Genomic DNA, 21,516 nt, shown 5'->3' with positions numbered 1-21,516 from the left:
CCGCCCAGGCGCCGGTCCGCTACCGTACGGGTGACGCCAGGCCCAGACCCTGGGCGATCCGCATGCCCAGCTCGCCATCGACCTTGTTCCAGTACTCCTTGACGGCGCGCTCCTGGATGAAGCGCTCCACGCCCTGGCTGAGATGCCAGACGACGTTCTCGACCAGATGGTCCCGGTCGGTCGGCGTCATCACCTGGCGGTAGAGCATGCCGGGCTGGACGAAGTCGTCGTCCTCCCGGTGCTTGACGTAGGCCGTACGCATGATCTCCCCGGCCTCCACGGGCCAGGTGAGATCGTGGTAGCGCTCCGGATCGGCCCGCGGGCCGCCGTAGCTGTTGGGCGCGTAGACGGGCTGGCCGTCGTTGTGGCGGTAGCACATGGGGCCGTCTTTGTTGTAGCTGTGCACCTCGTTGATCGGCCGGTTGACCGGCAACTGGTTGTAGTTCGTCCCGGTACGGTAGCGGCTGGAGTCGCCATAGGCGTGCAGCCGTCCCAGCACCATCCGGTCCGGGCTGGGCCCGATGCCCGGGACGAAGTTCGCCACCTCGAACCCCACCTGGGTGATCTCGGCGAAGAAGTTCGCCGGGTTGCGGTCGAGGACCATCCGGCCGATGGGGATCATCGGGTAGTCCCTGTGCGGCCACACCTTGGTGATGTCGAACGGGTTGAAGCGGTAGTCGGCCGCCTCCTCGAACGGCATGATCTGCATGTCGAGGCGCCAGGCCGGGTACTCCCCGCGGGTGATCGCCTCGAACAGGTCGCGCCGGTGGTAGTCGAGGTCCTGGGCGCGCATCGCCCGGGACTCGGCGTCGGTGAAGTTGGAGATGCCCTGCTCGGTCTTGAAGTGGTACTTGACCCAGAACTTCTCGCCTCCGGCGTTCTCCCACAGGTACGTGCTGCTGGCGAAGCCGTCCATGTGCCGCCAGGTGCGCGGGGTGCCCCGGTCGCTCATCAGGATCGTGACCTGGTGGGCCGATTCGGGGGAGAGCGTCCAGAAGTCCCACTGCATGTTGTTGCTGCGCAGGCCGCTGTCGGGCAGGCGCTCCTGCGAGTGGATGAAGTCCGGGAACTTCATCGGGTCGCGGATGAAGAAGACCGGCGTGTTGTTGCCGACGATGTCGTAGTTGCCCTCTTCGGTATAGAACTTGATGGCGAAGCCGCGCACGTCGCGGTCGGTGTCGGGGTAGCCCTCCTCGGCGGCGACCGCCGAGAAGCGCACGATCAGTGGGGTGCGCTTGCCGACCTTGTTGAGGAAGGCGGCCTTGGTCCACGGGGAGACGTCCGCCGTCACCTCGAAATAGCCGAACGCGCCGCCGCCCTTGACGTGGTACACGCGATCGGGGACACGCTCGCGGACGAAGTGGGCCAGCTTCTCGTTCAGGTAGACGTCCTGGAGCAGTACGGGTCCGGCGGGGCCGGCCGTGAGCGAGAGCTCGTCGCTGGGGAGTGGACTGCCGGCGTCCGTGGTGGTGTTCGGTGGTTGATATTTCATTGTTTTTCCCCCTTTCCCTGCCCCTTCCCTACGCTCTCTCCTGCTCACCTGAGGCCGGCTCGGTGGCCCGGCGAGCGGGTACGGCAAGCGGATGCGGCGAGCGGCTGCGGGGCCGGGCGGCTGCGGCGAGCGGCGAGCTGCGGGGCCGGTCGGGGGCTTTGAGGGTCGTTCAGAGGATCTTGCCGGAGGCGAAGGCGTGGCTGCGGCGCACCAGCTCCCACACGACCGCCAACTCGTCCTCGTCGCGCGGGCCGTACAGCATGACCAGGGTGGGCGGGCAGCGTCCCTCGTGGACGAGCGGGTGCGGCTCGGCCCAGCCCGTCTCCACCGCCTCGGCCCCGTCGCCCTCGGGCAGCAGCAGGTGCAGGCTCCCGTCGAACAGGCCGTGCAGATGGGCGAACTCGGTGCTGTCGCGGACGAACGCCGAGGCGGGCCCAGCGCGTGCTCCGGCTCCATGTGCAGCGCCCGCGACTCGGGCAGCGAGACGACGCTGGAACCGCTGCGTACGTGGTCAAGCCCGGACATGCGCCACAGCTCCTCCTGCAGCTCCACCGGGGCGATCTGGTCGAGCTGCCGGTGCGGGATCTCGGGGCTGGTCGTGGGCGGCTCGCCCAGCCGTTCCGGGAGAGCGGAGCTTACCCACATAACGGACAGTTCTGTCTCTAGTTATCATGTAAATACCCTCCGAAGTGATTGCGGAGAGGTCCTCGACCGCTCGGGCGGGAGGCGCGGACCCGGGAGGCCCTCTCATGCGCCTCAGGAGTTCCTACAAGCGTTGGCCTACACTTGTTGTCATGGCGTTCACCGAGAGATCGGCGACCACCAGGACCTCGATCCTCGCGGCCGCCAGGAAACTGCTCGTCGAGCGAGGCTACGAGGCCATGACGATCCGGGCGGTCGCCTCGATGGTGGGCGTCGACCCCTCGATGGTGATGCGCTACTACGGCAGCAAGGCCGGGCTCTTCCGCGCCGCCGTCGATGTGGATCTGCGGCTCGCGGGCGTCGACCGGCCGGCGCCGGAGCGGATGGGCGAGGTCCTCGTACGGCACTTCCTGGCCCGCTGGGAGGGCGAGCAGGCGGACGACGTGCTGGTCCTGCTGCTGCGCTCGGCCAGCACGAACCCGATGGCGGCCGAGCGCATGCGGGAGGTCTTCGAGACGCAGATCGCCTCCTTCGCGGCCCGCGTGACGGGGTCGGACGACGCCGTGTATTGGGCCGGGCTGGCCAGCAGCCAACTGCTCGGCCTGGCCCTGACCCGTTACGTGCTGCGCTTCCCGCCGATGGCGGAGGCCGACGTCGACACGCTGGCCAGGGACATCGGGCCCGTGGTGCAGCACTACCTGATGGGCGCGCGGCTCAGCCGGGGCTGAGCCCGGCCGCGTGGCGGGCGCTACTTCGCGTGTAGCGCCCTCCTGTCGAGAACATCTCAACGACAGGAGACATGGATGACGATTCTCGTGACCGGGGCCACGGGGACGGTCGGCCGCCAGATCGTGGCGCAGCTCGTCGAGCGGGGCGCCCACGTACGCGCCCTGACCAGGAACCCCTCCACGGCCAGCCTGCCCGCCGGGGTCGAGGTGGCCTGCGGCGACCTGGCCGCCCCGCAGACGGTGGCGCCCGCGCTGGAGGGGGTCACCGGCCTGCACCTGATCACGTTCGGCGGCGACGACTACGCGCCGCTGGAGAGCGGGCCCGAACTCGTCGAGCTGGTCGCCAAGGCGGGCGTGCGCCGGGTCAGCGTGCTGAGTAGCTGGGACGAGACCTCCGTCGAAGCCGCCCTGCGAGCCGGCGAGCTGGGCTGGACGCAGTTGCGCTGCGTCGAGTTCATGGCGAACGCCCTCGACTGGGTGGACTCCATCCGGGACGAGGGCGTGGTACGCGTCTTCGGCAACCACCCCGGCGCGGTGATCCATGAGGCGGACATCGCCGCCGTCGCCGTGACCGCGCTGGTGGCGGACGGGCACGCAGGGGAGACGTACGACCTGACCGGGCCGGAGACGCTCATCCCCGAGCAGCGGGTGCGCCTGATCGGCGCGGCGGCGGGGCGGGAGATCCGCTTCGAGGAGCTGACCGAGGACGGCTACCGCGCCTCGATGCTGGCGGCCGGGGTCGGCGAGGACATGATCGAGTTCGGGGTCCAGCTCGGCGCGAACCCGCCGGAGATGGGGCTGACCGTGCTGCCGACCGTGGAACGGGTCACGGGCCGTCCGGGGCACACGTTCGCCCAGTGGGCGGCCGAGCACGCCGCCGCCTTCCGCGTCTGACCGATCCCGCACAGCCCACAACGTTCAAGGAGAGACATGACCATCCGCCCGTTCCGTATCGAGATCCCGCAGCAGGACCTCGACGACCTGCGCGACCGCCTGGCCAGGACCCGCTGGCAAGACCAGCTCCCCGGCACCTCCTGGGAACGCGGAGTCCCGCTCGACTATCTCCGGGAACTGGCCGACCACTGGCGAACCGGCTACAACTGGCGCACCCACGAGGCCCGGCTCAACCAGCTCCCCCAATACACCACCACCATCGACGGCCAGAACATCCACTTCATCCACATCCCCTCGGACAACCCCACGGCGCTGCCGCTCCTGCTCCTGCACGGCTGGCCGGGCTCGATCGTGGAGTTCCTCGACGTCATCGAGCCGCTCTCCCGCGACTTCCACCTGGTCATCCCCTCGCTGCCCGGCTTCGGCTTCTCGATCCCGCTGTCCGGCACCGGCTGGGACGCCGCCCGCGCGGGCCGCGCGTTCACGGAGCTGATGGCGCTGCTCGGCTACGAACGGTACGGCGTGCAGGGCGGGGACGCCGGTGCCTTCATCGCGCCCGAGATGGGCAAGCACGCGCCCGATCACGTGGTGGGGATCCACCTCAATGCCGCGCTCACGTTCCCGATCGGGCAGGAGGGCGAGATGGACGCGCTGTCCGAGGAGGAACGTCGGCGCTGGGACGCCATGGAGAACTCCAACGACGGCTACCTGCAGACCCAGTCGAAGCGGCCCCAGACCGTGTCGTACGGGCTGCACGACTCGCCGGTGGGGCAGCTCGCGTGGATCATGGAGAAGTTCAAGGAGCTGACCGAGCCCGTGGACGGGCTGCCTGAGGACACCCTCGACCGCGACCTCATGCTCACGAACGTCACCATCTACTGGCTGACGGGCACGGCCGGGACGTCGGCGCAGTTCTACTACGAGAACATGAGCGCCGCCGACTGGACCGCTGACGACGATGCGGGCGCCTGGGGCCAGGACGGCGGCGCCTGGGCCACCGGCGACGGCGGCGACGGTGACGCTGACGGGACGGACGGCAACGCCTGGAGCTCCTCGGACGCGGACGCGGGATCGGGGGCGGGTGACTGGGCCGCCGCGGCGCGGGGCACGGTGCCGACGGGGGTGCTCGTGTCGACGGCCTGCGACGTCACGATCCGCACCTGGGCCGAACGCGACCACAACATCGTGCACTGGGCCGAGTACGACCAGGGCGGCCACTTCTTCGCCGCCGAGCAGCCGGCCCTCTTCGCCGAGGACGTCACCACGTTCTTCGCCAAGCTCCGCTGACATCCGCCCCCTTCCCTGCCCGCCCGTGCTGCCACCGCTCGGCACGGTCGGCCGGGTCGGCGTTGCCCGGCCTGGACGGCGATCGGCGGGCGGGATGGGATGGCGAGCCGCGGCACGGCCAGGCCGGAGACCGCCGCTCCGGCCGGCAGGATCGCCGCGAGCGCCGGGTGGGCGGCTACCGCGAGATGTCCGGTTGTGCCCAGCGTGACGAGGACGGCGCGTGACGGGGACGGTTTGCGCCGAGCGTGACGGGGACGGCGCGTGACGGGGACGGCGATGAGTGCGGGCGCGATCGTGTGGGCGTAGAACACCTCGACCGGTTGACGTCAGCGGTGGCGCGGGCGGCGAGGTCGCCGGAGCGGTGCCGGTCGCACGTCGTGGGCCGCCGGAGCGGTGCCGGTCGCACGTCGTGGGCCGCCGGAGCGAGAACCGCGGCGACAGGCGCGGCTTCTTCCCTCATGGGCGATACCCCCTTCGAGTCGAGCGGACGGACGAGGCGGCGGCCGGCCGCTCCTGGTGAATGCCCAGCCCTGCGATGTGCCCGCCGCGTGCAGCCCCGACGGCCGCATCCTCGTCCATGGAAAGCGCCAAGATCCGCAAGGGGCCATGTTCGGTCGGCATTCCTGATGCGGCATTGCCATCTGCTGGTCCAGGCTCGGGGGGCATGTCCGTAAGGGGATGCGCCGCCCAGGATGCACGAAAGCCGACATGGTTATTTCGTATGGGTTTCGGCGAAGGATTGATGCTGGCGCATCCAGGCCGCTTGGCTCTCTTCCAGGCAATTTTCCTACCCGCCAAAGTGAGAGAGCAAAGATGAGCAACAAAGGGCGCACGTTGATCGCCGCAGCCGGCTCGGCCGCCATCGTACTCGCCGCGTCCGCGGCACCCGCGTCCGCGTCCGTCACACGGGGGACGGTCGGCACGGCCACGGTTCAGGCGCCGATCGAAAGGGCGAGTCTCAACTGCTCCAAGCCAAGCGGCGCCAAGATCAATTTTTCCTGGACCGATGGGACGGAGTCCACGACGGTCTACTTCAACAACCACTGCACAACGAAGGTGAACGTCAAAATCGAATGGCGATTCAGCTCGTATGGGCAAACGTGGCGGTGCATGACCGTCAACCCTTTGACGAAGGGCAGGAAGAAGTTCTGGATGGATCCGTACACGATTTACAAGATCACTTCTGGTACCTGCTGACGCCCGCGATCGGTGTGAGCTGAGAATCAGGTGACCGGCGCCGCCGACGGTCCCGGGCGCGAGCCATGGAAGGGCGTCCGGACACCGTCAGCCGCGTCACCGTGCAGGAGTGCCGGTGAGCCCATGGGGAACTCCCTCGATGCCGAGCATCCGCAGCGGTTCCAGCCGCTCTCGGGGCGTGGCCCGGGTTTCCCGCCTGGTGCTGCGGCGTGGCGGCGGCGGAGGCGAAGGTTGCGCGGATCGGTCACGGGGGTCGGCATGGCGTCCCAGCCGGAATCGAACCAGAAAGTGATGTCCGTTCGTGCCGCTCAGAAGGTCCAGCGGACTTCCGAGTCCGGCCGGTAGCGGCAGGTCGCCCCCGTGGAGACGGAGGCGCGCAGGTGGGCGGCCAGCTCGGGATGGCGGTGGTCGAGCTGGCGCAGGGTGTTGCGGATGCGGTTGGTGACCGCCTTGCGGGCGCGTTCGGCCTCGTCACCCAGGCGGCGCGGCCGGCCGCCCAGCCCGGCGGCGGTACGCAGCTCGTCGAGCAGCGCCTGCCGCTCCGCGTCGAACCCGGCCGCGCGCCGATCGTCGCCCAGCTCCACCGCCCGGTCGATCTCCTCGTCGAGCAGCTCCAGCCGCCTGCGGTAACGTGTCCGGGCCTCCGCGTCGAGCACCTCGTCGCCGCCCATGCCGCGCGCCGCGATCACGACCTCCCCGCCCGCCGGATTGAGCAGCTCGACCGCCGGCACCTCCCGCCCCGGCCGCCCGATCAGCATGCGCAGATCGGCCAGCCCCTTGGAGTCGGGCAGGTGCACGGACCGGCCGCCGAAGGTCAGCGTCCAGACCTCGCCGTCGAAGCGGAAGGCGTTGGCTCCGGGACGCGGCAGGCGTACGAGCATGCCCAGCTCGGCGGCCTCCCGCTCCACCTCCTCGATCAGCGCGGCCGCGTCGTCGCCCCTGGCCTGCAGCGCCTCGGCCAGACGCGCCCGCGACTCGACCGACCAAGGGCGGGCGCCCAGGAGATCGGCGGCCCGGTAGGCCGAGGTGAAGCCGTCGATCGCGGCGTCCCAGCGCCCCTGGGCCGCGTCGAGCACCGCCATCCAGTGCGTGTAGGGGCCCTCGACGGCGACGGTGGCCGTCACCGCCCACTGCCCGACGTAGGGGGAGATCGCCGCCCTCGCGTGCTCGCAGAGCACGGGATCCTTCGACCGCGCCGCCGCCTGCGCCTGGAACCTCAACCACAGCGGCCCCATCCAGCGAAGGTACTGCTCGCCGGACGCCATGATCTCCGCCAGATGGCGTACGGCGGCCTCACTCCCGTCGCCGCGCTGCACCGCCGTCACGGCGTGGAAGAGCGGGAAGTGCGGGCTGCCCGCGCCCTCCATCTCGGCGAGTACGTCGTCGGCCACGTCGAACCGTCCCCGGAGCAGCGCGGCCGACCAGCGCTGCAGCCAGCGCAGGTCGCCGCGGCCGATGCCCGGTTGCTCGCCCAGCTCGTAGGCGGCGTCGATGTGCGTCTCGGCCTCGTCGAAGCGGCCGGTCAGCGTGGCGAACATGGCCTTGAGCACGATCGCCTCGTGCCGGTGGAGCGCCAGCTCGGAGCCCTCCGCCCTGGCGGCGAAGACTCGCTGCTCGGCCAGGCAACCGGGGTCGCCCAGCTCCAGCAGCGCCCCGATGCGCCAGGACCGGGCCGTCAGGTCGAGCTGCCGATCGTGGCTGCGGCGGGCGACGGCCGCCAACTCGTCGGTGATGGCCAGGCGCTCGGCGGTGGTGCCCGCTCCCCAGATGGCGCCCAGCCGGACCAGCAGGCTGTAGCCGAGCGCCTCGTCGTCGTCGCCCTGCCGGGCCAGGTCGGCGGCGACCTCACTCAACTCGCGCGCCGCCGCATCCAGCCGCCCCCCGCCGTCACCCCGCGCGGACGCCTGCCGCCGAATCTCCAGCAACAACTCCGCCCGAGCACCCCCGATCATGTCAGCGCCCGCTCCTGGGCCCGCTCCTGGGCCCACGCCCATGCTCACGCCCGTGCGCTGGGCGTCCGGCCGTGCGCCGGTTGCCGAGGCGAGTGGGGCACTCAGGTGGGGCGGGGGATCGTGTGGGGAAGCACCGGCGTGAACCAGCCGTTGGTGGGCCTCGTGGACGAAGTCGGTCCAGCGGTCCTGGCCCGCGTAACAGAGGTCGTGCAGCTTCAGGGCCGCGATCGCGAGCAGGTCGGGCGCGTCGAGCCCGCGAGTGATCGCGATCGCCGCCTCCACCGTACGCACCCCCGCCGCCGTATCCCCCGCCCGGTGCTGGGCCACGCCGAGGTCGAACCCGATCGTCGCCCGTCGTCGCCGGTCAGCGGAGGAAGTGAGCTCCAGCGCGCGGCGGTAGTGCGTGACGGCCTCCTCGTCGGCCATCCGCCCCTCGGCGTCGCGGGCGGCGGCCAGGAGCAGATCGGGAGCTTCTGGGACGGCGGCCAGATAGGCATGGTGGGCGAGGGTGGCAGGCAACGCCGTGTCCAGAGCGCGCAGGGCGGCGGCGTGCAGGGTGCCAAGGACGGGCTCGTCGAGGTCGGCATAGAGGGTCTCGCGCACCAGATCGTGTACGAAGGCGTAGTGCCCGGCGCCGCGCGAGGTGACGAGCTTGGCGGAGACGGCCTGGTCAAGCTCCATCCGCACCGGCCTGGCCAGGGCCGTGGACACCGGCTCCTCCGCGAACTCCCGCCCGAGCACCGCCCCCATCCGCAGCACGTCGAGCACGCCGTCGGCCAGCCGGGACAACCGCCGCCGCACCGCCGCCTCCACACCCGGCGGGATCGTGGCGAGCGGGCTGCCGCCCTGCCACAGCCGGGCGGCCTGCTCCACGAAGAACGGATTGCCCCCGGTGCGCCGGTGGATCTCCGAGACCAGCTCGTCGGACGGCGGCACCCCCGTCGTACGCGCCACCAGCCGGCCCACACCCGCACGATCGAGGCCCGTCAAGGCCAGCGTCGTGGCCCTGGCCTCCAAAGGCAGGCTGAGCGCGCCCTCCACCTCCGCGTCACGATAGGTGCCGATGACCAGCAGCCGTTCGAACCAGGCGTGCCCCACCACGAACTCCAGCAGCCGCAACGACGCCGCGTCCGCCCAGTGGAGGTCTTCGAGCACGACCACCACGGGCTGCTCCCGCGAGGCGCTCACCAGCAGGCCCGTCACGGCGTCGTAGAGCTCGAACGCCTCCCCGTCGCCCCGCGCCAGATCCTGCGGCGTGGCACCGGGCGAGAGCTGCCGGACCACCTGCACCCACGGCCAATAGCCGGGCGCTCCCTCGCCCTCCCAGCAGGCCCCGGTGAGCACCCGGGCGCCGCCGCGCACGGCCTCCTCGGCCGCATCCGCCACCAGCGCGCTCTTGCCGACCCCCGCCTCGCCCGTGACGAGCACCAGCGCCCCGTGGCTGACCAGCGCACGCTCCACCTCGCCGCGCAGGATCGCGGCTGGTCGTTCCCGTCCGATGAGCATGGCCATGCGTGGCACCCTACGCGGCCGGACCGACAATTTCGCCCGCCGCTCGACCCGCGACGGGATCGAACCCTTCAAGAAGCCCGCATCCCACGAACGACCGCCGCCGTGGCACAACACCGCAGGTCAAGGGCCCTGTGTGGGATGAGCAGGGCGACGAGGGACCGGACGCGGGCACACGGCCGAGCCCGGGACGGGAACGAAGGCAGAGAACGGGCAGGTCCGCGACGGATCGGGGCCGGGGGAAAGGCGGGCTTGGAAGACGGGCGGGCTTGGGGACGGACTGGGGCTCGGGACGTGAACAGGTCGGGGCGGGCGCCGGGGTGAGGGGTCACGCGGCGCCCGCCGCGACGGTCGCGGTGCGGCGGCCCTCAGATGCTGGAACGCCGGCCGTAGCCTCCAAAGGACACCGCACCGCGAGAATGTGGCCGCGACCCTTCAACGGGACGGGATCACGGCTCTTCAAGGGGACAGGGCCGCGCGCCTCTCAGGAAGGACGCCGTGCAAGGACGTCCTTCAAGAAGGGACGCCTCCAGAAGGTCGCACTCAGAGAAGGGCACCTCCGGAGAGGGGCGCCTCCGGACAGGGATGCCTCTCATCAAGAACACCTCTCATGAAGGGTGCCGCCCGTGAAGGACGGGGTCACGGCCGACGGGTGAAGGAGCCATGCCTGACGAACCGGCAGGCTCGTGGCCGCGCGGGCCGCGAGCCTACGCGGCCCGGTAGGCCCTGAACCGGTAGGCCCTGAACCGGTAGGCCCTGAACCGGTAGGCCCTGAACCGGTAGGCCCGTAGGCCGGTGGGTTCGTGGCCGGGAAGGCCCGAGGTCCGGCAGACCTGTGGCCCGGTGGGTTCGTGCGGGCGGGCTCGCTGATCGGCAAGGCCCACGAACGGGCCGACCCGTGAACGGGCAGGTCAGCGGCCCGCCTGCACGAAGGCGGGAGCGTCAGCGCTGGACGCAGCTCGCGTTCTGCGGCGAGGCGATCGGGACCTTCACCCCGACCCCTGCCGCCTCCAGGCCCGGGACGCAGAGCTTGGCGTTGTTGAGGACCCCCACGGTGCTGTCGATGCCGCTCGGGATGTGGGCGGACGCCGGAGCCGTGAGCGCGCCGAGGGCGAGGCCCCCGGCGGCGGCGGCGATGGTGAGCCGGGCCAGGAGCGAGAGGCGGAGTGGTGAGGTGCCGGTTGGAAGATGCATCGGGACTGCCTTTCTGGTTGCGGAGGGGGCCAATGTTTCCGTGGGGTGCTTTGCCGCCAGCGACAACTACGGAACGTGACTGTTGGTTACTGTGGGCTGTCAGTCGCGCAAGCACGACCTGTCCAGGCCCCTCTCGCACCGGCGATCCGGTGGCGATCCGGCGCGCCGGGAAATCGATTTTCTGGGTAATCGATTTCCATAGATCAAGATCGTGTCATCCCTGAGACGAAGACCCCCGGCGGGCGCCCCAAGCCCCCACATGATCGCGGACCGTGAGGGCACGTGGCTCGAACAGCACGCCACCCCGATCATGCGGCGACCGTCCAGCACTCTAATATCGATCTCGTGTGCGGCCACGACCACCCGACGGCGCAGTTCACGGGCGAGCGCCGCGACCAGCACGACCTGGCGGGGCGGGGCTGATGTTCCTCGGCGTGGACATCGGGACCTCCAGCTCGAAGGGGGTGCTCGTCGCGCCGGACGGCGCCGTGGTGGCCACCGCCGTACGCGAGCACCGCACCGCCACCCCTCACCCCGGCTGGTTCGAGCACGACGCCCTCGCCGTGTGGTGGGCGGACTTCGCCGCCATCGTGGCCGAGCTGGCCCGTCCGGATCTCGCGTCGAGCATCGCCGCGGTCGGGGTGAGCGGCATCGGCCCGTGCCTGCTGCCGTGCACGGACGACGGCACGCCGCTGCGCCCCGCCATCCTGTACGGGGTCGACACGCGCGCCACCGCCGAGATCGCCGCCCAGACCGAACGCTTCGGGGCCGAGGCCATCCTCGACCGCTGCGGCTCCCCGCTCACCTCGCAGGCCGTCGGGCCCAAGCTGGAGTGGCTGCGCGCCAACGAGCCCGAGGTGTGGGCACGGACCAGGCGCATGTTCATGGCGCACTCGTGGCTGGTGCACCGGCTGACCGGCGCGTATGTGCTCGACCACCACGCGGCCAGCCAGTGCACCCCCATGTACGACACCCGCGCCCGGGAGTGGATCACCGACTGGGAGATCGCCCCCGGCCTGGAGCTGCCGTCGCTGCTGTGGAGCGGCGAGGTCGCGGGCACCGTCACCGCCTCCGCCGCGGCGGCCACCGGGCTGCCCGCCGGGATCCCCGTGGTCGCGGGCACCATCGACGCCTGGGCCGAGGCCCTGAGCGCCGGAGTGCGTTCGCCCGGGGACGTCATGCTCATGTACGGCACCACGATGTTCCTCGTCGAGGTCCTGGCGGAGCGGGCCGTCTCGCCGCGGCTGTGGGGCACGGTGGGGGTGTCGCCGGGGACGTACAACCTGGCGGCCGGGATGGCGACCTCGGGGGCGATCACCGGCTGGCTGCGCGACCTGACCGGAGCCTCCTTCGAAGCTCTCACCGCTGCGGCGGCCCAGGTCGGGCGGGGCGCGGAGGGGCTGCTCATGCTGCCGTACTTCGCGGGGGAGCGTACGCCGCTCTTCGACCCGAAGGCGCGGGGCACGATCGTGGGGTTGACGCTGCGGCACGGGCCCGGCCACCTCTACCGTGCCGCTCTGGAGGCCACGGCGTTCGGCGTCCGGCACAACCTGTCGGCGATGCGCGCGGCGGGCGGGGCCGGGAGCAGGCTGGTGGCGGTCGGCGGCGGCACGCGGGGTGGTCTGTGGACGAAGATCGTCTCGGACGTCCTGCAACAGGAGCAGTTCCTGCCCGCGCAGACCGTGGGAGCCGCCTACGGTGACGCGATGCTGGCGGCCGGGGGAGTGGGGTCGCCGGTCGACGGCTGGAACCCGGTCACCTCCGTCGTGTCGCCCGACCCGGCGGCGGCCGAGGAGTACGGGCGGTTGTATGAGCTGTATCTGGACCTCTACCGGTCCACGGCGCACATAGCCCACGCGCTCGACTGACAAAGGCACAGAAAGGCACTAGAAGAGCGCAGAGCCTCAGGACATGAGGCCCCGAGGGCCAGAGACGCGAGGCCGGAGGCCGGGCTGGGGGCGTCAGACGCGATTCCGGGCCCAGGACGCGAGCCGGGCACAGTACGGCGGGCGGGGCTCAGTACGCGGGCCGGGCGCAGGGGCCCGGGGCTGGGCTCAGGAGGCGGGGCTGGGGCGGGTGCTGCTCTGCCGGGGGCGTAGCTCGGCAGGGAGGACCACGGTGGCCGGTTTCGCGGACGGGGCGGCGATGCGGTCGACCAGGAGCCGGGCGGCCATGCGGCCCAGTTCGTACGTGGGTTGTGCCACGGTCGTCAGCGACGGGCGTACGAGGTCGGCCCACGGGATCTCGTCGAACCCGACCAGCCCCATCTCCCCGGGCACGTCGATCCCCCGGTCCGCCAGGCACCGCAGCGCCCCCACCGTCATCAGGTTGTTGGTCACGAACACCGCGTCGGGACGCGACGGCGACGCCAGCAGCCCCGCCATCGCGTCGTAGCCACCCTGCTCGCGAAAGTCGGTACGCGCCACCACGGGCTCGACCGCCAGGGCGTCGACGTAGCCGCGCAGGCGCAGGTCGGCGGTGCTCACGCCCTCGGGGCCCGTGATGCACGCGATTCGCTCGTAGCCGGACTCCAGCAGGTGCCGGGTGGCGGTGCGGGCGGCCGCCTCGTTGTCGACCACGACGGTGTCGACCGTGCCGCGCGGCAGCACGCGATCGATGGCCACGACCGGGACGGGCGAGTCGAGCAGGGTCTTGGCCGCCTTGGCGCTGCCCGAGGAGGAGATGATCACTCCCGCCATCTGCTCGCTCAGCGCCGCCGTGACGTAGGTCTCCTCCTTGGCCGGGTTCTCGTCGCTGTTGCACAGGACGATCGAGTAGCCGGCCTGCTGGGCGACGTCCTCGATGCCGCGGACGGTGTCGGTGAAGAACGGGTTGCCGATGTCGGAGATGATCACCGCCCAGAGCGTCGTACGGCTGCGCCGCAGGTTGCGCGCCACCGCGTTGGGCCGGTAGTTCAGCTCGCGGACGGCGGTCAGCACCCTGGCCACCATGTCGGGATCGACGGTCCGCTGACCGTTGAGCACGCGGGAGACCGTGGCCGCGGAAACGCCCGCCTCGCGGGCGACATCGTAGATCGTGGGCATCGCAAGACTTTCTACCATCGGCACGGTCCACTCTGCCCCGCGGGTCCTCGACGCGCGCGGACGCCTCTTCAAGGAATCGATTTCCCTTCAAGATCGTCGTGGCGCGTTTCAACAGAATTTGAAGTATGCGCATTGTGATGTGCATTGTCGCGATGGAAGTCAAGCCCGCACGGCGGCTTGGTGCGCGGGTCAACTGTCGATCACCGGCGACCAGGAAATCGTTTACTCATTTGGACAGAGTCCTGAGCACGGGTGGCGAACCATTTCCAGGCGCCGGGCATCGGACACCCCGCGAGCCCGCGTGCGGTCGTTGACCGCCGCTCTCAGCCTGGCCCTGCTCCGGGATGCGGTGTCGCGGGAGTGGTCTCGGGCTCGGGGCGGGCGCGGAGCCCGTCGAGGAAGAGCGTCAGGCAGCGTCGCCAGGTGTCGGGGGCGGTGTCGATCGTCTCCCGGATCACCTGCGAGACCGCCCACACCAGGGTGACCAGGTCCTCGGCCTCGAAGTCGGCGCGCAGTCGACCGGCGCGCTTGGCTCGTTCGAAGATCTCCATGGCCTGCTCGAACCCGTTCTGGCAGACCCCCGACGCATCGAGAGCGAGGCGGTACTCCCTGACCACGGCGTCGTTGAGGCCACGGTCGCGGGCCTGGACCGCGAACAGCCCCGACAGGAACGACTCCAGGCCGTGCCACGGGTCGGCGTCGGCCAGCGCGGACTCGATGACCCGGTCGAGCGCGGCCAGCCGATCGGGGAAGATCGCCGCGAAGAACGTGTCCCGGGTGGGGAAGTGGTTGTAGAGCGTGCCGATGCTGACCCCGGCCCGGCGTGCGATCTCCTCCAGTGGCGCGTCCAGGCCGCGTTCGCCGAACACCTGGGTGGCGGCGGCGAGGAGTTTGTCGCGGTTGCGCGCGGCGTCGGCCCGCAGTGGCTTGGTTCCGGCTCCCATGTGTTCATCTTACGAACTTGAGGACGCTCTCAAGTTTCATGCTAGAGTCCCAGAAAGTTGAGGCAGCCCTCAAATTCAGGAGGTAGTGTCATGTCCGCTGTCGCTGGAACGCGCGGAACCGCCCTGGTCATCGGCGCCGGCCCCGGGCTCGGCATGTCGATCGCGCGCCGCTTCGGGCGCGAGGGACACCGGATCGCGCTGGTCTCACGCACCGACACCCGGCACGCCCGCTACCTCGGCGAACTCGCCGAGGCGGGCATCGAGGCCACCGCGTACGCCGCCGACGTACGCGACCGCGACCGGCTTCTCGCCGTGCTCGACACCGTCGCGGAGCGAAACGGGAGCATCGACGTCGTCTACTACGGCCCTGCCGCGCCCGACTCCGGCCCCCGGCCCGGCCCCATCGAGAGCATCGACGCCGAGAGCGTACGGGAGGCGATGGAGCTGTTGTACCCGGCCGTCGACGTGGCCCACAGGGTCCTGCCCGGGATGACCGCACGCGGCGCGGGCGGGTTGCTGTTCGCCGGAGGGGTCAGCGCGGTCATGCCCATGCCGTCCCTGGGCGCCCTCGCCGTGCTGTCGGCGGCGCTGCGCAACTACGCGGTGACCCTGCACGCCGCCCTCGCCGGGACCGGCGTCTACGCGGGCACCCTCACCATCGGCGGCCTCATCGAACGCGGTGACATCCACGCCCTCGTCACCTCCCAGCCCGGCCGGTACGGCGACGTCGCCCACGCGACGCTCAACCCCGACGACCTCGCCGAGGGCGCCTGGGAGCTGTACACCAAGCGCGAGCACCCCGAGCGAACCTTCAGCAACCTCTGAAGCGACGGGCACGATCTCGGCGGCGCCGGTCGCCCAGACGCGGCAGGCGCGGCAGGCGCGGCAACACGGCAGGCGCCGCAGGAGGTGACCCGCCGGACAGGAGGTTATCTGGAGCCCAGAAACCTGCCTCCATGACGTAGGCCATGCGTCTCCGAGTGCCTGCGGCGTGCTCCCTGAACCAGTTATCTTCCGCTGTCCATGAGTCACTACGACGGCGGAGGTGCGATGTGCGTACAGCGGGTACGGATGCCCGGATCGGTGGTCGAGTCGTGGGACCGTACTCGGCCTGGACCAACTGCCGCTGGAACCGCTCGAGCATTGGCTGGCCTACCTGACCTCGGCAGGGCGATCGCCGAACACCATCAAGAGCTACGCCCACGACCTGAAGGACTGGTTCAGCTTCCTGGCCGACCGCGGCATCGACTGGTGAGGGGTCCGCCTGGAAGACCTCGGGACCTTCATCGGCCGGCTGCGACTCCCGCCGCCTGCGCGGACCGGCGGGGTGGTGGTCCTGCCCTCGGTCGCCGCCCACTGTTCGAGCAGCAGCATCAACCGAAAGCTGTAGGCATTGAGCTCCTTCTACGAGTTCCACGCACGGCACGGCCTGGACCTCGGGGAACTGCTCATCACCTGACGGCCCTACGCCGGTTCGAGGACAGCGTGGAAGCCGTTCTTGCAGCACCATCGCCAAGGACCCAGCCGCAACGGCAGCGGACGGTCAAGCTCAAGGCGCCCAGACTGATCCCGCGTGTTCTCGCGATCGCTGAGGTCCAGGCCATCTTGGACTCGTGCGTACGGCTCAGGGATGGGTGTGTCTAGATAACGGCTCTGGCCCACTTTCGGTGGTGACGGAATGTAGCTAGCCGAGCAGGATGCGGCGGCGAAGGAGAGCGAAGCCGGCCGGCCAGTTGGGGGAACACCAGCTCCGCAAGATCCTTTACGCCACACCGGCGTCACGCTGGCACAGCACGGCGAGATGGCCGTGGACCGACACGAGCTATCACGTTCCGTCACCACCGAAAGTGGGCCAGAGCCGTTGTTCTTGCACTCCCGCACCCCGCCCCTACGCCCACCTGCGCGAAGAATTCGAAACACGGCTCGCCGTCATTCGCGAAGCCGGAGACACCCCCGACCCCCGCGACGCCCAGATCAACCGGCTCAAAGCTGAGATCGCCGCACTCAAAGACCGCCTCGCCCACCAAGGTCAGACGGTCGAAGAACTAACGGACTTCCGCAAAGAAGCGCTCTCGCGCCTCGCTGCCCAACACGAAGAGATCCTCCAACTCCGCCGCCAGCACGACCGCGACACCGGAGTACGTCGGCTGCCAGCCCGGACTACGGGCATCGGGCCATGCAGCTGAGCCACCCACCCGACATGATGCCGCCGATCAGCCAGCCGACGGCCGGCCCTCGGTCCCGGATATCCAATATCGGCGCAACGCCTCTCGCCCACCGGGAACGAAAGGCCATCGATCAACGGCCCCCCGCAGTTCGAGCTCTGTGAGCCAGGCATGCCAAGCGATCTCGGACGGATCCGGAACCAATGGCTCGATGATCACGGCCTCATGCACCCCGAACCAGACAGGACTGACCCCATCCCGGCACAGGAACTTGAACATGAAACGCACCGGGACGTCGGCACCCAGCTCCTCGGACAGCTCGCGGGCCGCCGCGTCCTCATACGACTCGCCCACGTCCACGGCACCGCCGACCATCACGTCATAGCGGCCGGGAAAGCGAGTGAGCTGTTCAGCTCGGCGCAGCACGAGGATCCGCCGCATCGGATCGCGACAGATCGTCGTCGCGATCCGATGCATCCATCGCCGACGCTCCGCCTCTGCCCGGTCCACGACCCCCAGCACGCGGTCCCGTTCATCCACCCGCTCGACCAGCTCGCCCACGCAGGACACGATCGCAGGCACCACCGACGATCTGCACTACGAGCACTCCAAGCCAGTGATCTGCATCACATGACCTACTCGGAAACGCAGCACGAGCGACGACCCCCAGCGCGAACACCCCGATGGAAAGCCACCTGCTCGATCGCCACACGAACACAACCGCACACAGCGAGTGCGGGCAGAAGGCACACCTTTGCGACCCGGCTGATCAACCTGGACGTTCCGCAAGAAGTCGTCCGGCAACTCCTCGATCACCAGTCACATGCGATGACCTCGCACTACGCCCGCCTGCACGACGCCACCGTCAGACGGCACTGGGAGAACGCCCGCAAGGTCAACATCACCGGACAGGCTGTTGAGCTCGACCCTGCTGGGCCGCTGGCCGACGCCGCCTGGCTCAAAGACCGACTCGCCCCGGCCAAACAGCCGCTGCCCAACGGCTACTGCGGCCTGCCGGTCCAAAAGACCTGCCCGCACGCCAACGCCTGCCTGACATGCCCGGTCTTCATCACGACCCCCGAGTTTCTGCCCGAGCACCACAAGCAGCGACGCCGCACCCTGAAGCTCATCGAGACCGCGGAAACCGCCGGGCACACCCGCGTCGTCGAGATGAACGAGCAGGTCCTGGGGAAACCTGGACTGGATCATCACCGCGCTGGAAGCCGACCGGGACCCGACCGAAGACACGGAGGTGGCCAGTGCGGGCTGACAACTCCCACCATCTGGTCGCCGCGGCCAAGGAGCGCAGCCGCTCAACCCGGGAGAAGGCAACGCGAGCGCTCCGGCGCCTCGACGCCACCGGCCGACCGATAACGATCGAGACGGTCGCCCGCGAAGCGGGCGTCTCCCGGTCCTGGCTATGCAGCCAGCCCGATCTCCGCACCGAGATCGACAAGCTCCGTGCCTCGGCGAGGACCACACCGGCCTTGCGGTACTCGGCGAACTGCGCTCACTCAGATGAACCGGCCACCTCCGACCAGCAGCCAGGCCCAGCGATCGCCCCGGTGGCGGGCCCATGGCACAGGGCATCCGCGATACGGTTCGAACATGATCAGCGAAGGAGGAGCTCAACTCGGAAGGCAGGCCGCGCATCGCCTGGTCCATCTGGACTGCTGTGTGATTGAGGAGGGCCTGACCGACGCGGAGTTCGCTCGCATAGAGTACGAATACGGATTCGAGTTCGCCGACGACCACCGAGCCTTCCTTGCCGCCGGACTGCCAGTCCACGAACCGCGGGAAGAGGAACCAGACACCAGCTACGTGTGGGAAAGACCATGGCCAGACTGGCGCAACGGCGATCCCGACGAACTCCGCCAGCACCTCGACTGGCCGATCGACTTCCTGCTCCAGGACATCCAGCAGGGGCACTGGCAACCCGCCTGGGGCGAGCGGCCGGATTCCGGCGAAGCGGCCGTCGCCCTGGCACGGTCGCAGCTGGCCGGGGTGCCAAGAATGGTTCCCGTCTATGGGCACAGGTTCCTGCCCGCGGGACACGGCACCTTCGGCCACCCGGTGCTGTCGATGTGGGGCAGCGACATCATCTACTACGGCGCCGACCTGCTCGACTACATCAACCAGGAGTTCGAAGAGCCCCGGCCCGAGCATCCCGAAGACTGGGCGCCTCAAGCCACCGTCCCGTTCTGGCGCGACTATCTCTGAGCACTCCCACTCCCCCCCGTGCAGGCAACGCTTGAGTAACGATCCCCGGCCATGAGCGGGGTGCCTTCGCGCCAACGGCATCCGCGTCCCAGACCTCGTCCGCAAGGCACCACCGCAGGTCAAAGCCTCGGCCATCGAGAGGACTCCAGATAATGACGGTGACCCGCTGGACGCCCTGCCCGGTTCGCCGCGGCGACCGTCAGCCGGGTCGGCGCGCTTCGAGTACCGCGAGGTCGCGCACCACGTAGCGGCGGTGTTCACACTCCTCGTCCATCACCACGCGCAGGCAACCGCCGACCGAGCCCGGCTCCTCGGGATAGCCGGGGGCGGGGGCGCGCGTGCACGTCCGTGCGAGCCCGGTGTCGGTGAGGCTGCCGACGATGCCTCGCACCAGCGCCATCCGGTCGGCGCGCGCCTCCATCACCGCCGCGTACGAGGGGCGCGCACCGAGGTCGAGGCCGAGTGCCGCCGCGTCCGCGGCCGGATAACCGGTGTGGGTCAGGCCGAGCCGGTGGAACGGCGTCGGCTCGTCGAGGATCGTCCGGCTCGCCCAGGCGTCGGTGGCGAAGACCAGGTGGCGAAGCGTCTCGACGAACGACCACTCGCCGTCGACCCGTTCGTGGCGGGCCGCCTCCGGCAGTTTCTCCGCCCGGGCGATCGTTTCCGTCCAGAGCCGTTCGAGGGTGTCCCACATCGCGCGGAAGTCATCGGCTGACCGCATCGCCCGCAGTTGCACGCGTTCGGGATGTCGCCGGTCGAGCTCGGCCTCGACGAACGGCGTGACGTCCACGTCGTTGACCAGGAAGTTGCGTATTTCTCCTGACACGTTGACGTCCACGAGCAGGGAGTCGACGATCTTGACCTGGCGCATGTCGCAGTCGCGGAATTTCGCGGTGGCGAAGGTGGCGCTGGTGAAGCTCGCGCCACGGAAGGCGTCGGTGTTGTCGTACTGGGTCGTCATCCGCGCCATTGTGCCGGTACCGGTCTGACGGCACAGCTCGCCGCGTCAGGACGAGGCATCCGCGCCAATTTCGGTATAGACCGAAACGCGCCAAGGCTGGACAATCGCGTGTAGCTCGGCCATCGAACGGAAGTCTTCGGGAGGCCCCATGCGCATCTTTCTCGCCGCCCTTCTCGCCGCTCTCGCCGCCGTGACCCTGCCCCCGCCCGGCGCCGCCGCCTCCCGAGAGGCGGTCGCTCCTCCGGGCGGAAAGGCCAACTACGTGGTGACGCTCGGAAACCTCGCCGCCGCGTCCCGGGAGAACTGGGTGCGCCTGGGCACCTACCGGTTCGCCGACGACGGGACCGTGACGGCGAGCACCTACCTGTGGTGGCAGCGCCACCCGGAGGCCCGGCAGGGCACCGGAACCGTCCCCGACTCCAGTTGCTCGACGACGTCCGGCTCGTCCACCTCGCGGGTGCGCACCTGCGAGGTGCTCACCGCCGGCGGATTCACCGGAGCGCCGGACGAGACCCGCACCGGCACCTACAGCCTGGCCGATGACGTGGTGCGCATCCATTGGAACATCGCCCAGACCTGGAACGAGGAGTGGTACGTACGGCCGTCCGCCGACGGCGCCCTCGCCCGCCTGGACTTCAAGTACAACACCCTCGCCACCCACGGTTACGGCTACGGCAGCAACGCAGACCTCGGCACCCGCCGGGCGATGAGCACGGTCCAGGCGTTCCCCGGCGTGCTCAAGCAGGACCTGGTGAGCTGGTCGGGCGACAACGTCGGCACCTCCAACGGCCAGACCTTCGCCCACTCGTCCTTCCGCACCTGCGACACCACGACCTGGTGCCTGACGTACGTGCAGCCCTCGTCGGCGGGCGCCTGCCAGGCCGCGGGCGGATGCCCCAACTACGGCGGGGGCACGGGCCCTAACGTCAGCTCCATCCAGTACTACCTCATGAAGATCACCAACGCCGACCGCCGCGACACCTTGTGGCACTGGTGCACCTGCCTGGCCATGGAACGCGGTGAGTTCTGCCACTCGGGCAACTCCCACGTCAAGCCGCTCATGCAGATCATCGACGACAACGGCGCGTTCCACGGCTGGGTGGGCGCCGAGGCCGCCTTCTACAACTCGGCCTCGGCGGACCCTCGCAAGTCTGACATGATCTCCGTCTTTCGGATCACCGACTTCCGCTGACACGCCCGGCCGTGCCGGACGCGGCTGGAGGCGCTACTCACGGCTGTAATTCCGGGCCCGCCCGGAATTACAGCCTTGAGGCTCTTGACGGGGAT

The 21,516-nt window shown here is 69.9% G+C and carries 19 protein-coding genes and 1 pseudogene; 12 read left to right on the top strand and 8 right to left on the bottom strand.

Annotated elements, in window-relative coordinates; all coding sequences use genetic code 11:
* Window positions 1-19 precede the first annotated feature (19 nt).
* Together ABD844_RS32045 and ABD844_RS32040 are read right to left on the bottom strand one after the other, a co-directional pair.
* A complete protein-coding gene (locus ABD844_RS32045; RefSeq protein WP_344886450.1) occupies window positions 20-1,492 on the bottom strand; it encodes a catalase in 1,473 nt (490 codons plus the stop codon).
* Window positions 1,493-1,661: 169 nt separating this feature from the next.
* Window positions 1,662-1,886: pseudogene (locus ABD844_RS32040) on the bottom strand (luciferase domain-containing protein); the annotation flags it as partial.
* 400 nt (window positions 1,887-2,286) lie between these two features.
* On the opposite strand from ABD844_RS32040, the gene ABD844_RS32035 reads away from it, so the two are divergent.
* The 4 genes from ABD844_RS32035 (at window position 2,287) to ABD844_RS32020 (ending at window position 6,240) form a co-directional block, all read left to right on the top strand.
* On the top strand, window positions 2,287-2,862 hold the full coding sequence (locus tag ABD844_RS32035; RefSeq protein ID WP_344886449.1) for a TetR/AcrR family transcriptional regulator: 576 nt from the start codon (window positions 2,287-2,289) through the stop codon (window positions 2,860-2,862).
* A 75-nt stretch (window positions 2,863-2,937) separates the two neighbouring features.
* A complete protein-coding gene (locus tag ABD844_RS32030) occupies window positions 2,938-3,756 on the top strand; it encodes an SDR family oxidoreductase (protein WP_344886448.1) in 819 nt (272 codons plus the stop codon).
* A gap of 36 nt (window positions 3,757-3,792) precedes the next feature.
* Window positions 3,793-5,043, top strand: a complete 1,251-nt coding sequence (locus ABD844_RS32025) for an epoxide hydrolase family protein (protein WP_344886447.1) — start codon at window positions 3,793-3,795, stop codon at window positions 5,041-5,043.
* A gap of 813 nt (window positions 5,044-5,856) precedes the next feature.
* Window positions 5,857-6,240 carry a hypothetical protein gene (locus ABD844_RS32020; RefSeq protein ID WP_344886446.1) on the top strand — a complete coding sequence of 128 codons (384 nt, stop codon included), beginning with the start codon at window positions 5,857-5,859 and terminating at the stop codon, window positions 6,238-6,240.
* A 308-nt stretch (window positions 6,241-6,548) separates the two neighbouring features.
* On the opposite strand, the gene ABD844_RS32015 is transcribed toward ABD844_RS32020, so the two are convergent.
* Window positions 6,549-9,704, bottom strand: a complete 3,156-nt coding sequence (locus tag ABD844_RS32015; protein ID WP_344886445.1) for an ATP-binding protein — start codon at window positions 9,702-9,704, stop codon at window positions 6,549-6,551.
* Between the two features lie 939 nt (window positions 9,705-10,643).
* Window positions 10,644-10,895, bottom strand: a complete 252-nt coding sequence (locus ABD844_RS32010) for a hypothetical protein (protein ID WP_344886444.1) — start codon at window positions 10,893-10,895, stop codon at window positions 10,644-10,646.
* Between the two features lie 282 nt (window positions 10,896-11,177).
* On the opposite strand from ABD844_RS32010, the gene ABD844_RS32005 reads away from it, so the two are divergent.
* Together ABD844_RS32005 and ABD844_RS32000 are read left to right on the top strand one after the other, a co-directional pair.
* Window positions 11,178-11,318 (top strand): hypothetical protein, encoded by a 141-nt coding sequence (locus ABD844_RS32005; RefSeq protein WP_344886443.1) that lies wholly within the window; start codon window positions 11,178-11,180, stop codon window positions 11,316-11,318.
* Between the two features lie 11 nt (window positions 11,319-11,329).
* Entirely contained in the window at window positions 11,330-12,763 is a 1,434-nt protein-coding gene (locus ABD844_RS32000; protein WP_344886442.1) for an FGGY-family carbohydrate kinase, read from the top strand.
* A 186-nt stretch (window positions 12,764-12,949) separates the two neighbouring features.
* Here the strand turns inward: ABD844_RS32000 and ABD844_RS31995 are convergent, their stop codons facing one another.
* Complete coding sequence (locus ABD844_RS31995) at window positions 12,950-13,939, bottom strand: LacI family DNA-binding transcriptional regulator (protein ID WP_344886441.1); 990 nt, start codon at window positions 13,937-13,939, stop codon at window positions 12,950-12,952.
* 323 nt (window positions 13,940-14,262) lie between these two features.
* Complete coding sequence (locus ABD844_RS31990) at window positions 14,263-14,883, bottom strand: TetR/AcrR family transcriptional regulator (RefSeq protein ID WP_344886440.1); 621 nt, start codon at window positions 14,881-14,883, stop codon at window positions 14,263-14,265.
* Window positions 14,884-14,973: 90 nt separating this feature from the next.
* On the opposite strand from ABD844_RS31990, the gene ABD844_RS31985 reads away from it, so the two are divergent.
* Window positions 14,974-15,708, top strand: a complete 735-nt coding sequence (locus ABD844_RS31985; protein ID WP_344886439.1) for an SDR family NAD(P)-dependent oxidoreductase — start codon at window positions 14,974-14,976, stop codon at window positions 15,706-15,708.
* A gap of 220 nt (window positions 15,709-15,928) precedes the next feature.
* Window positions 15,929-16,138 (top strand): site-specific integrase, encoded by a 210-nt coding sequence (locus ABD844_RS31980; RefSeq protein WP_344886438.1) that lies wholly within the window; start codon window positions 15,929-15,931, stop codon window positions 16,136-16,138.
* Window positions 16,139-17,096: 958 nt separating this feature from the next.
* Here ABD844_RS31980 and ABD844_RS31975 read toward each other — a convergent pair.
* On the bottom strand, window positions 17,097-17,609 hold the full coding sequence (locus tag ABD844_RS31975; protein ID WP_344886437.1) for an NUDIX hydrolase: 513 nt from the start codon (window positions 17,607-17,609) through the stop codon (window positions 17,097-17,099).
* 69 nt (window positions 17,610-17,678) lie between these two features.
* On the opposite strand from ABD844_RS31975, the gene ABD844_RS31970 reads away from it, so the two are divergent.
* The 3 genes from ABD844_RS31970 to ABD844_RS31965 are packed head-to-tail and all read left to right on the top strand — an operon-like array spanning window position 17,679 to window position 19,268.
* The gene (locus tag ABD844_RS31970; RefSeq protein WP_344886436.1) at window positions 17,679-18,422 is read left to right on the top strand and encodes a tyrosine-type recombinase/integrase; all 744 of its coding nucleotides are present in this window, start codon (window positions 17,679-17,681) and stop codon (window positions 18,420-18,422) included.
* Complete coding sequence (locus tag ABD844_RS53340; RefSeq protein WP_425568700.1) at window positions 18,308-18,733, top strand: DUF6262 family protein; 426 nt, start codon at window positions 18,308-18,310, stop codon at window positions 18,731-18,733. The genes ABD844_RS31970 and ABD844_RS53340 overlap by 115 nt, the downstream gene beginning before the upstream one ends.
* The gene (locus ABD844_RS31965; RefSeq protein WP_344886435.1) at window positions 18,657-19,268 is read left to right on the top strand and encodes a hypothetical protein; all 612 of its coding nucleotides are present in this window, start codon (window positions 18,657-18,659) and stop codon (window positions 19,266-19,268) included. Before ABD844_RS53340 ends, ABD844_RS31965 begins: the two co-directional genes overlap by 77 nt.
* Window positions 19,269-19,467: 199 nt before the next feature.
* On the opposite strand, the gene ABD844_RS31960 is transcribed toward ABD844_RS31965, so the two are convergent.
* On the bottom strand, window positions 19,468-20,229 hold the full coding sequence (locus tag ABD844_RS31960; protein ID WP_344886434.1) for a DinB family protein: 762 nt from the start codon (window positions 20,227-20,229) through the stop codon (window positions 19,468-19,470).
* A 148-nt stretch (window positions 20,230-20,377) separates the two neighbouring features.
* Here ABD844_RS31960 and ABD844_RS31955 point away from each other — a divergent pair, with 148 nt between their 5' ends.
* A complete protein-coding gene (locus ABD844_RS31955) occupies window positions 20,378-21,421 on the top strand; it encodes a hypothetical protein (protein WP_344886433.1) in 1,044 nt (347 codons plus the stop codon).
* The last annotated feature ends 95 nt before the right edge of the window (window positions 21,422-21,516 follow it).

Origin of the sequence: Nonomuraea antimicrobica (genome assembly GCF_039536965.1) — a bacterium.
GTDB lineage: Bacteria > Actinomycetota > Actinomycetes > Streptosporangiales > Streptosporangiaceae > Nonomuraea > Nonomuraea antimicrobica.
Note: the sequence above shows the minus strand (reverse complement) of the source record. Positions and strands in the feature narration are given on the sequence as shown.